General features: G+C 37.8%; 13 protein-coding genes. 10 read left to right on the plus strand and 3 right to left on the minus strand.

All coding sequences use genetic code 11. The features are described from left to right. The first annotated feature begins 9 nt into the window (after positions 1-9). From AC6CHV_RS14240 to AC6CHV_RS14255, 4 genes are all read left to right on the plus strand, one after another. The gene (locus AC6CHV_RS14240) at positions 10-1,149 is read left to right on the plus strand and encodes an acyl-CoA dehydrogenase family protein (RefSeq protein WP_341330844.1); all 1,140 of its coding nucleotides are present in this window, start codon (positions 10-12) and stop codon (positions 1,147-1,149) included. Between the two features lie 229 nt (positions 1,150-1,378). Beyond that, complete coding sequence (gene cccA, locus AC6CHV_RS14245) at positions 1,379-1,732, plus strand: cytochrome c550 (protein WP_341330845.1); 354 nt, start codon at positions 1,379-1,381, stop codon at positions 1,730-1,732. 435 nt (positions 1,733-2,167) lie between these two features. Further along, entirely contained in the window at positions 2,168-2,872 is a 705-nt protein-coding gene (locus AC6CHV_RS14250; protein ID WP_341330846.1) for a tRNA (adenine(22)-N(1))-methyltransferase, read from the plus strand. Continuing rightward, entirely contained in the window at positions 2,869-3,996 is a 1,128-nt protein-coding gene (locus AC6CHV_RS14255; RefSeq protein ID WP_341330847.1) for a Nif3-like dinuclear metal center hexameric protein, read from the plus strand. The genes AC6CHV_RS14250 and AC6CHV_RS14255 overlap by 4 nt, the downstream gene beginning before the upstream one ends. Before the next feature lie 61 nt (positions 3,997-4,057). On the opposite strand, the gene AC6CHV_RS14260 is transcribed toward AC6CHV_RS14255, so the two are convergent. Then, on the minus strand, positions 4,058-5,005 hold the full coding sequence (locus AC6CHV_RS14260; protein WP_341330848.1) for a 4-hydroxy-3-methylbut-2-enyl diphosphate reductase: 948 nt from the start codon (positions 5,003-5,005) through the stop codon (positions 4,058-4,060). 103 nt (positions 5,006-5,108) lie between these two features. Beyond that, positions 5,109-5,687 carry a VrrA/YqfQ family protein gene (vrrA, locus tag AC6CHV_RS14265; RefSeq protein ID WP_341330849.1) on the minus strand — a complete coding sequence of 193 codons (579 nt, stop codon included), beginning with the start codon at positions 5,685-5,687 and terminating at the stop codon, positions 5,109-5,111. Positions 5,688-5,923: 236 nt separating this feature from the next. Here vrrA and AC6CHV_RS14270 point away from each other — a divergent pair, with 236 nt between their 5' ends. Then, positions 5,924-7,231 (plus strand): DEAD/DEAH box helicase, encoded by a 1,308-nt coding sequence (locus tag AC6CHV_RS14270; protein WP_498079085.1) that lies wholly within the window; start codon positions 5,924-5,926, stop codon positions 7,229-7,231. A gap of 57 nt (positions 7,232-7,288) precedes the next feature. Further along, positions 7,289-8,182, plus strand: a complete 894-nt coding sequence (locus tag AC6CHV_RS14275) for a deoxyribonuclease IV (RefSeq protein ID WP_341330851.1) — start codon at positions 7,289-7,291, stop codon at positions 8,180-8,182. Positions 8,183-8,207: 25 nt separating this feature from the next. Here AC6CHV_RS14275 and AC6CHV_RS14280 read toward each other — a convergent pair whose 3' ends face one another. Then, entirely contained in the window at positions 8,208-8,474 is a 267-nt protein-coding gene (locus AC6CHV_RS14280; RefSeq protein ID WP_246006428.1) for a DUF2624 domain-containing protein, read from the minus strand. 167 nt (positions 8,475-8,641) lie between these two features. On the opposite strand from AC6CHV_RS14280, the gene AC6CHV_RS14285 reads away from it, so the two are divergent. The 4 genes from AC6CHV_RS14285 (at position 8,642) to AC6CHV_RS14300 (ending at position 11,177) form a co-directional block, all read left to right on the plus strand. Next, positions 8,642-9,415 (plus strand): metal ABC transporter ATP-binding protein, encoded by a 774-nt coding sequence (locus AC6CHV_RS14285; RefSeq protein ID WP_341330852.1) that lies wholly within the window; start codon positions 8,642-8,644, stop codon positions 9,413-9,415. Positions 9,416-9,419: 4 nt separating this feature from the next. Continuing rightward, on the plus strand, positions 9,420-10,262 hold the full coding sequence (locus AC6CHV_RS14290; RefSeq protein WP_341330853.1) for a metal ABC transporter permease: 843 nt from the start codon (positions 9,420-9,422) through the stop codon (positions 10,260-10,262). Beyond that, complete coding sequence (gene zur, locus AC6CHV_RS14295; RefSeq protein ID WP_341330854.1) at positions 10,259-10,672, plus strand: zinc uptake transcriptional repressor Zur; 414 nt, start codon at positions 10,259-10,261, stop codon at positions 10,670-10,672. Before AC6CHV_RS14290 ends, zur begins: the two co-directional genes overlap by 4 nt. A 115-nt stretch (positions 10,673-10,787) precedes the next feature. Continuing rightward, positions 10,788-11,177, plus strand: coding sequence for a DUF4190 domain-containing protein (locus AC6CHV_RS14300; protein ID WP_341330855.1), 390 nt, complete (start codon positions 10,788-10,790; stop codon positions 11,175-11,177). Positions 11,178-11,218 lie beyond the last annotated feature (41 nt).

Genomic DNA, 11,218 nt, shown 5'->3' on the forward strand with positions numbered 1-11,218 from the left:
AGGGGTATTATGAATTTCGATTTAACGACCGAGCAAAAATTGATTCAAAGAACAATTAGAGAGTTTTCCGAAGCAGAAGTTGCACCAGGTGCTGAACAACGGGATAAAGATAAACGTTTCCCAAAAGAAGTTTTTCAAAAGCTTGGTGAATTAGGGATGATGGGTTTGCCGTTTCCTGAAGAATATGGTGGAGCAGACTCTGATACAATTAGCTTTGCAATCGTGGTCGAAGAACTAAGCCGTGCCTGTGGGTCTACCGGAATTACATACTCGGCACATATCTCACTTGGTGGTGCACCCCTTCATTTATTTGGAACAAAAGAGCAAAAACAAAAATACTTAACCCCTATTTGCACAGGAGAGTCCTTGGGAGCATTTGGATTAACAGAACCCAATGCTGGATCAGATGCAGGTGGAACCCAAACAGAAGCCCTTCTTGAAAATAATCAATTTGTCATTAATGGAAATAAATGCTTTATCACAAATGCAAGTTTTGCAAAGCATTTAGCCCTCACAGCGATAACGGGCCGTCACGGGACTAAAAAAGAAATAAGCGCAATTATAGTCCCAACTGATGCAGAAGGCTTTAAGGTTATTGATAATTACGAGAAAATGGGACTGAATGCTTCAAACACGACGGAATTAGTTTTAGAGGATGTACATGTACCTGAAGAGAACCTGCTTGGAAAGCGAGGAGAAGGCTTCAGACAGTTTCTAATTACGCTGGATGGGGGAAGAATCGGTATTGGAGCAATGGCAGTTGGAATTGCACAAGCAGCCTATGAGAAGGCCCTAAATTATGCAAAAGAACGTAAACAATTTGGTAAGTCCCTTTCAAGCTTCCAAGCTATTCAATTTAAATTAGCAGATATGGCAATGAAGATTGAACTAGCACGGAATATGGTGTATAAAGCTGCTTGGTTGAAGGATCAAGGAAAAAATTTCTCAAAAGAAGCTTCAATGGCGAAGCTTTATGCCTCTGAAATTTGTATGGAGGTGACAAATCAAGCCGTCCAGATACATGGTGGTTATGGCTATATGAAGGAATATCATGTTGAAAGATATATGCGAGATGCAAAGCTTCTTGAAATCGGAGAGGGGACATCTGAAATTCAACGAATGGTCATCGCACGTTCAATTGGATGCTAAAATGAATATGTCTGATATAGCTCCTTACCAATTGGTAAGGAGTTTTATTATTTATTATGACAAATTTGTGACATTTTTGTGTAAAAAAATTTTACAATATTATGTTAAATAAGTTCTTGTACAAATAGGTCTTTTACTTCTATCATTTTTCAAGTAAAATAGAGAGTGTTTGTATAGAATAATAATTATATCTATTTTTGATGTACATAAGGTAAGGGAGGTCAGAATAATGAAAAAGAATCCATTAATACCATTTGCCCTGATTGCAGTTTTCGGTATTGGACTTATGTTCCTATTAGGCTTTGTTGGACTAGGTAACATGGATGAAATGGCAAACCAAGGTGAAGAGGCTCCAGAAACAGCAGCTGCTTCCCCAGAAGAAGTTGTCCAAGGTACATGTGCAGCATGCCATGGCCAAGATTTATCAGGTCAAGGTAATGCACCTGCATTAAAAGGTATTGATCTTTCCGTAGAAGAGATTCAGGATGTAATCACGAATGGTAGAGGTGCGATGCCGGCTGGTTTAGTTAAAGACCCTGCACAAGTACAAGAAATCGCAAATTGGTTAGTTGAACAAAAATAAATAATAAAAAAACCCTTTGCATAAATGTAAAGGGTTTTTTACTGCCATTCCCAGTAAGATGGAAGTTTCTACTGACATCTTGTATAATAAAAACTAAAAAATATTGTGTTAAAAAGGAGGATGAAAAGGACCGCGTCGACAAAAACGCCACATCCTGTGGCATTGTCGACACTAGCACATCCTGTGCGTCGAAAGTTCAAGGCGGCGCAGTTTTGAGTAGCGGATAGTATGTAGTGAATACTTGAGCAGACGATTTTGCACGCCGGAAAAGTGGGTTTCTTTTCCAAGGAACGGAAAAACAAGCCAACGAGCTTCCACAGGATGTGGTGACTTCGACGTTCGACACAGGACGTGTCGGTTTTTAGTCGAAGTTCCTCTATCGATGTGTCATTTTCACCGGACTTTTTAACTATCCTAAAAAAATGTGGTGCTATTATGAATGAAGAGAGATTATCGAAGCGGCTTGAAACGGTCGCATCATACATACCAAAAGGGGCAATTTTAGCAGACATCGGATCTGACCACGCATATCTTCCATGCTATGCATACTTAAATGGGTTCATCTCTGGGGGAATTGCTGGTGAGGTTGCAGAGGGGCCATTACAATCTGCAAAAAAACAAATCTCCAAAAGTAAGCTTGATTCCAAAATTGAAGCTCGTAAAGGGGATGGACTTGAAGTCATTCAACCAAATGAAGTTACATGTATAACCATAGCAGGTATGGGTGGCTCGCTTATTCGCTCCATTCTGGAAAATGGTAAAAACAAACTGCCAGGTGTAAAAAGACTTATCCTACAACCGAATATTGGCGCATCAGCAATTAGAGAATGGCTTATTGAAAACGACTGGGAGCTAATCGCCGAAGAAATCCTAGAGGAAGACAAAAAAATCTATGAAGTTTTAGTTGCTGAAAAAGGAAACCCCCTTAAGCCTTATCAGCATAAGGAACAAGAACTTTTACTAGGACCTTTCTTACTAAAAGAAAAAAATTCAGTTTTCGAAAAAAAATGGGCTCATGAACTCAAACATTGGGAAAAGATTTTATCACAGCTTGAGACAGCAGGTGAAACACCCGATAATCGGACACGAAAAGAAGAGCTTAAGCAAAAAATAAAAATAGTAAAGGAGGCATTACAATGAGCAAAATACCTAATGGTTTTGAAGTGATACAAGTATTTGAGCAATTTTCTCCAAAGCACTTAGCCGTCGAAGGTGATCGAGAAAGAATCGGCCTTCAAGTTGGGACATTAAACAAGCCGGTAAAAAAAATCATGGTTGTACTTGATGTGTTAGAAAACGTCGTCGATGAAGCCATTTCAAATGATGTTGATTTGATTATTGCGCATCATCCTCCTATTTTTCGACCCTTAAAAACAGTTCAAACAGATACATCATCTGGAAGAATCATTGAAAAATGTATTTTACATAATATAGCGATTTATGCAGCACATACAAATTTAGACGTGGCTGTCGGTGGCGTTAATGACATGCTTGCGGATGCATTGGGTTTAACGAATGTTGAATTGCTTGCGCCGACCTACGAGGAAAAATTAAAAAAACTAGCTGTTTATGTCCCTCGGGAGTCTGCTGATAAAGTACGAGCTGCTTTAGGCTCGGCTGGTGCAGGTTATATCGGAAATTACAGTCATTGTACGTATAATACCCCTGGTACAGGCACATTCTTACCACACCAAGGGACAAACCCACATATTGGCGAAGTCGGTAAATTAGAAGTTGTAGAGGAAATCAAAATTGAGACAGTTTTCCCAAGTGGCCTTCAAAAGAAGGTGGTCACTGCTATGCTTAACGCGCATCCATACGAGGAGGTTGCTTTCGATATTTATCCCCTTGAAAATGAAGGTAATGTGCTTGGACTTGGACGTGTTGGCAATCTTGAACAGGAAATGACACTTGAACAATTCGCCTTGCATGTTAAAAATAAATTAGAGGTAGATGGACTTCGGGTTGTTGGTTCTCTTTCAGATAAAGTGAAGAAGGTTGCGGTGCTTGGAGGAGACGGAAATAAGTATGTTTCACATGCTAAAAGAGCTGGTGCAGACGTGTATGTAACAGGAGATATGTACTACCATGTTGCTCACGATGCGATGATGATGGGACTTAATATCGTTGATCCTGGCCACAATGTTGAAAAGGTCATGAAAACAGGGGTAGCTAATATCTTAACAGAGCGTTTTAAAGAAAGGAAATTCGAGGTTACTGTGATAACCTCAGAACTTAATACAGACCCATTTCGATATCTATGAAAAAAGGTACTCCAATTTTACTGGAGTACCTTTTACTTTAATTAAGATCGCTTTTGAACGTTTATTTTTTAGCTGCTTTTACCTTTGGTAACACTTTATGGAGTGGAACTTTTCGAGATCGTTCCCATGTTTCCTCATTTTCAGGATCGAATTGCTCTAAAAAGGTAATGACCTCTTTTGTAATCGGCGTTGGGGTGGAAGCACCAGCTGTTACGGCTACTTTTTCAACACCTTTAAGCCATTCAAGTTGTATATCACTTACGTCTGCAACACGATATGCTTTTGTTCCTGCAATTTCTTCGGAAACTTGTGCAAGTCGGTTTGAATTATTGCTTTTCGGATCTCCAACTACGATCGTTAAGTCGGCCACGGTTGCTTGTTGGGCAACAGCTTCTTGTCGGACCTGTGTAGCTAAACAAATTTCATTGTGGACTTCAGCATGTGGGAACTTTTCCTTAACTTTATCCATTACATGAAGAACGTCCCACTGACTCATTGTTGTTTGGTTGGTCACAACAAGCTTTTCATGATTTAGTTCAAGTTTTTCAACATCTTCAACCGTTTCAACAAGATGAACGAAACTAGGTGCTACACCTAATGCGCCTTCAGGCTCTGGGTGGTTCTTTTTACCAATATAAATGATATGATAGTCTTCAGCTGTTTTTTCCTTAATTAAATCATGTGTTCTAGTTACATCAGGGCAAGTTGCATCAAGTGTAAAAAGACCACGTTCTTTTGCTAAATTTTTCACCTCAGGTGAAACGCCATGTGCTGTGAAAATAACGGTACCCTCTTTAACCTGATTTAGTATATCTAAACGGTTTGCTCCATCAAGCGTAATAATTCCTTCTTCTTCAAAGGCATCAGTTACATGCTTATTATGAACAATCATTCCTAGTATATATATAGGTCTTGGTAATGTTTTATCTAAAGCTGCATTTTTCGCAATTACCATCGCATCTACTACACCATAGCAGTATCCACGTGGAGCAATTTTGATTACTTCCATGCTCTTCTCCTCCTCAGTCAATAAATCGGATAGCTCATACCTATTGGTACTCTCGTAATCTCGTATTTATTATATCTGAGTATGAAGGATAATACAAAGTCTTTTAAATGTAAAGCTTTGGAACAGATTTACCGGTACCGCTTGCTTTTGAATTTTCTTCTTCATTTTCAACTCCTTCACTATTTGATGTCACATCCGATAGTGAAATAGTCTCATTATCTTCTTCTTCTTCTTGTTCATTCCCTGCATTTTTAATAGCACTATACATCCTAACCATTGCTGGGATGTTTTTCATTAATGGTCCATATTGTTGAACCATTGGAACTACAGATTCAGCCATTTTTAACGTTTTTTGTACATTTCCCATTATCGCACTAAGGTTTGAGGGATTTGCTAAACCTTGAAGGGTGCCAGGGTTCATTCCTTGTGAAGGATTAAAGAAACCCGGCATACCACCCATTCCTTGCATTGGGTTTGACTTTCCCATTCCAGGGATTAACTTTTTCAAAAGGCCACTTAATCCGGATCTTCCTTGTCCTTGCATGCCCTGCATTCCCTGCATACCACCGAACATTCCTGGTGGTCGAACCCCATATTGCTGTGGAAACATGGATGGCGGTCTCATCGGTCTCATTGCTCTCATTGGTCTCATTTGATTCATTGGTTGTCGTGGATAAAACATTTGCTTCTCCTCCTTTCAAATTACCTAAGTTAAGTAGAAGAATGAATCGGGTGATAATACCTTATTTTTAGGATATGCGGTGGGTGAATTAAATGTTTTCCCAATTGCTTCAAATGGGCGCAATTGGTATTTTGACAAGCTTTCCTATATAATAAATTGTTAGGTTATGAGAAAACATATAATTAAACCCAAACCTTGCAAAACAAATTCATATTTATATAAAATGAGGGATCGTAATGACAGTAAAAGATTTTGAACGTTTTCAATTTCAGCCATTTATACTTGAAGCATTAAAAGAGATAAAATTTACAAAGCCAACCGAAATTCAAGAACGGTTAATACCGAGCATTCAGCGGGGCGAAAGTGCGATTGGGCAATCACAAACTGGTACAGGTAAAACCCATGCATATATACTGCCAATTATAAATAATATTGATTCAGCAAGACAGGAGGTACAGGCCGTTATAACTGCGCCTACTCGTGAGCTTGCAACTCAAATCCATCATGAAATTGGAAAAATCATTAAATTTAGTGGAGAAAATCCCGTCACAGCAAAATTGTTTGTAGGTGGGACGGATAAAGCGAGGGCCATTGAAAAACTGAAAACACAACCACATATTGTGGTAGGAACTCCTGGAAGGATTCACGATTTAATTAAAGAACAAGCTCTTCAAGTTTACACAGCGAATCAAATTGTAGTCGATGAGGCTGATCTAATGCTTGATATGGGCTTCATCGAAGATGTCGACCAAATTGCAGCGAGGATGGCCGAAGACCTACAAATTTTAGTGTTTTCAGCAACCATTCCTGAAAAATTAAAGCCATTTCTAAAAAAGTATATGGAAAACCCTAGATACACTCATGTTGCACCTGAACAAGCTACCGCAGCCAAGGTAGAACATATACTTGTTCCTTTACGACATCGGAATAAGCTAAACCTTTTGCAATCTATGTTAGAGGTTTATAATCCATATTTAGCCATTATTTTTACCAATACGAAAAAGTTGGCAGACGAAGTAGCGGATGGGTTACTTACAAAAGGGATGAAGGTAGGAAGACTCCACGGAGACCTTCCTCCAAGAGAACGTAAAAAGGTCATGAAGCAAATTAACTCATTAGAGTTTCAATATGTAGTGGCAACGGATTTAGCAGCAAGAGGAATTGACATTGAAGGTGTGAGCCATGTCATCAATTATGAGCTACCTAGCGATCTTGATTTTTACATTCATAGGGTTGGTAGAACGGCAAGGGCAGGCTACTCAGGAATCGCAGCAACTATTTATGAGCCAGGGGATGAAGATGCAATTATAAGGCTTGAAAAAATGGGCGTTACTTTTGTAAATAGGGACCTTGAAAACGGTGAATGGGTCAACATTGGTGAAAGAAACAAACGAAAGGCTCGCAAAAAACAAGTTGATGAAATTGATAAACTTGCGCAAAGTCAAGTGAAGAAGCCTAAGAAAGTGAAACCAGGCTATAAGAAAAAGATGAATCAAGAAATGGAAAAAATTAAAAAGCGCCAAAAACGCTTAAAGAGAAAATAAACATGAATTATGATAATATACATTTATGAAATAGTTGGGAGATAGGAGAGGTATACCATGCTAAAACTTGGCTCACATGTTTCGATGAGTGGAAAAAAAATGCTTCTTGCAGCGAGTGAAGAAGCAGTATCATATGGTGCAAATACATTTATGATTTATACAGGGGCACCACAAAATACAAGACGTAAAAAAATAGAGGATTTAAATATAGAAGCAGGACATGCTCATATGAAGGAAAATGGGATTGATGACATTGTTGTACATGCTCCGTATATCATAAATATCGGTAATACTTCAAACCCCGCAACGTATGAACTAGGTGTCAACTTTTTACGTTCTGAAATTGAGAGAACAGAGGCGCTCGGTGCAAATCAAATTGTTCTTCATCCTGGTGCACATGTAGGCGCAGGCGCAGAAGCAGGAATAAAGCAGATAATTGCAGGTTTAAATGAGGTTCTGACAAAGGACCACAAAGTACAGATAGCATTAGAAACAATGGCTGGTAAAGGCACTGAATGTGGAAGATCGTTCGAGGAAATTGCCCAAATTATTGATGGAGTTACTCACAATGAAAAGTTATCTGTCTGCTTTGACACTTGTCATACTCATGATGCAGGCTATGATATTGTGAATGATTTTGATGGAGTCTTAGTACAATTCGATAAACTAGTGGGTCTAGATCGAATCAAAGTCCTTCATATCAATGATAGCAAAAACGATAAAGGGGCGAGAAAAGACCGTCACGAAAATATTGGGTTTGGTAAAATTGGGTTTAATGCAATCAATTACATTGTTCATCATCCATCCCTAGAAAATGTCCCTAAAATCCTTGAAACACCATATGTAGGTGAGGACAAAAACAATAAAAAGGCTCCATATAAGTACGAAATTGAAATGATTCGATCAAAATCATTTGATGAAGGCTTACTCGAGAAAATAACCAATCAGTAAAAAAGCTGTCGATAGACAGCTTTTTTTAACTTGTAAATTTGATAAACAATTGATTGAGTTTTCTTGCGACCTCAGGACTTGTAACACGGGCAATTTCTCTTAATAATTGATTTTTTTCTTCTGGATTAAAGATATTAATATTCTTGTTTTTTCGAATTAATTTTAATACATTTGTTGCTTGTTCTTTGGATACATATATATCATATTGTTTCCCGTATTTCATTAAGTCATCAGGTGTTAACGTCTTTAATTTTTGGTTAATGATTTGTTGATAAATGTTCATTGTTATCATCTTCACCTTCCTCTCGTTAGTCTATTTCATAACGAAAAGGTGTGTGCATAAATCTTTTTTGATAATCAATTTCTTTACTTTATAAAATTCATCCTGTATACTTCTTAAAGTATAAATCGTAATGATTCTTAATAAGAACAAAAATTAACGATAGATAAGGTGATAACTTGACACATCCAAATTCGGTATTAAAGATAAAGGATCTTTCTTTTCGATATGAGGAACAAACCGTTTTAGAAAACATTAACCTAGTTGTCCCTCAAGGATCTTTCTTAGCTATTGTCGGTCCTAATGGATCTGGTAAAACCACGCTTTTAAAAAGCATTCTCGGATTAGTTAAACTTCAAAAGGGGTCAATTGAATTATTTGGCACACCAATTTCGAAATTTAAAGATTGGCCAAAAATAGGTTTTGTTTCTCAAAAAGCAAATAGTTTTAACTCAGGATTTCCGGCTACGGTATTTGAGGTTGTATCAAGCGGCCTAACCGCAAAGCTTGGATTATTTCATTTTTTCAAACAAGAACACAAGAAAAAAGTCACGGACGCACTTCAAGCAGTTGGAATGGAAAAGTTTCTATATCGGAACATTGGAGAGCTTTCTGGAGGGCAACAACAGCGCGTTTTTATTGCAAGGTCGCTTGTCAGTGAACCAGATCTTCTTATCCTTGATGAACCGACTGTTGGGGTGGATGCCCAAACGGTTCAAACTTTTTACAATATGCTTGAAGACATAAATAAAAACAAGGGAATTACATTGATATTAGTTACCCATGATGTAGGGACAGTATCGGAAAAAGTGTCACATGTTGCATGTTTGAATAAGCATCTTCATTTCCATGGAAGTGCTGATGAGTTTGAACATGTTCAAGATCAGGACTTATCCCAATTTTATGGACATTCGCTTCAAGTAATTACTCATGAACATAACCATGGAAGGTGAAACGATGCTTTCAGATATTTTTCAATATGAATTTTTACAAAATGCATTCTTTAGTGGTTTGCTAATTGGATTTATAGCACCGTTACTCGGTGTTTTTATAGTGGTAAGACGACTGTCACTTATTGCGGATGCCTTAAGCCATGTGACCTTAGCAGGGATTGCTGCGAGTCTTTTACTTGAAAAGAAACTCGGGTTAGCAGGGCCAATCAATCCCATCTACATGGGAATGACATTCTCAGTCGTTGGTTCTCTATTTATTGAACGTTTAAGAACGGTGTATAAGCATTATCAGGAACTTGCAATCCCCATTATTTTATCAAGTGGAATTGGTTTAGGTGTTATTTTTATTTCACTCGCGGACGGCTTTAATACAGATTTATTCAATTATTTGTTCGGTAGTGTAAGCGCGATTAGCCGGTCAGATTTATGGACCATTCTTGCAATTTCTGTGCTTGTTATTATTATTGTTACTTTTCTATACAAGGAATTATTTTTATTATCATTTGATGAAGAGCATGCCGCTGTTTCAGGGATTAATGCAAAAACAATTCATTTTATCTTTATTGTTACCGTAGCATTAGTTATTGCTGCATCAATGAGGATTGTTGGAATTTTATTAGTGTCATCTTTAATGACATTGCCTGTTGCTGCAGCCATTCGAATTGCAAAAGGCTTTAAACAAACGATTATCCTCTCGGTTGTATTTGGAGAGTTAGCCGTCATTATTGGATTAGTGCTTTCATATTATCTGGATTTAGCTCCAGGGGGAACCATCGTTGTACTTGCAATTATTATTCTTTTAGGCGCAATTAGTTGGAAAAAAAGGCGGAAAGGAAGATCAGCATGAATGTTTCTGAAGCGATGCAGTTAATGAAGGAAAAAGGGTTTAAACATACAGGAAAAAGACAGGAAATGCTTGAACTCTTTTCCGTATCTGATAAGTATTTAACAGCTAAGGATGTTTTGGACGATTTAAAGGAAAACTATCCTGGATTAAGTTTTGATACAATTTATAGAAATCTTTCATTATTTGTAGAGCTAGGTATATTGGAAATGACGGAGCTTTCAGGTGAGAAGCATTTTCGATTTACATGTGGTGGAAATCACCATCATCATCATTTTATTTGCTTAGAATGTGGTAAAACCAAGGAAATAGAATCATGTCCTATGGATAAAATGAACGATAATTTAGCTGGATATGATATAACCGGTCACAAATTCGAAATTTATGGTTCATGTCCAGAATGTAGAATTTAACGCTTTTTAGACTAATCTGCATTGGTATTAGAGTCAATGATTAACAATTATATTTCTCGCTCCTTTAACTCATACTAAAAATGCTCCTTACCGATAAGGAAAGCGAGGGATAAGCATGGCGGAAGAAGATACAAACGTAAGAAAGATTCGAGATGATGATTTTGAATACGTTGATCCAAACTTAGGTGCAAATGCTGACTCAAGCTACGATGAGGAAACGGCAGCAGAAGTTGCCGCTCCAATTAATTATGGGACGACAAGACGTGAAGCGAACTATGAAGAAAACAATACGGATGATAGGGTAGCGGGTGGTGCTGGTTTAGGCTGGCTAGCTCTAGCTTTATCAATCATTTCCTTGTTTGTAATGCCTGTACTATTAGGAGCAGCAGGTATTATCATTGGATTTATCGCACGTCGTCGTGGTGCAACTGGTTTAGGAGCATGGGCAATTGGAATTGGTGCTGTTTCGATTATCGTTGGCATCTTTATCCTCCCATTTTTTTAACAACTTGATTATGTGAAATAAAAATAAGCCCGACATATTGT

The organism is Ferdinandcohnia sp. GQ5 (genome assembly GCF_059759275.1).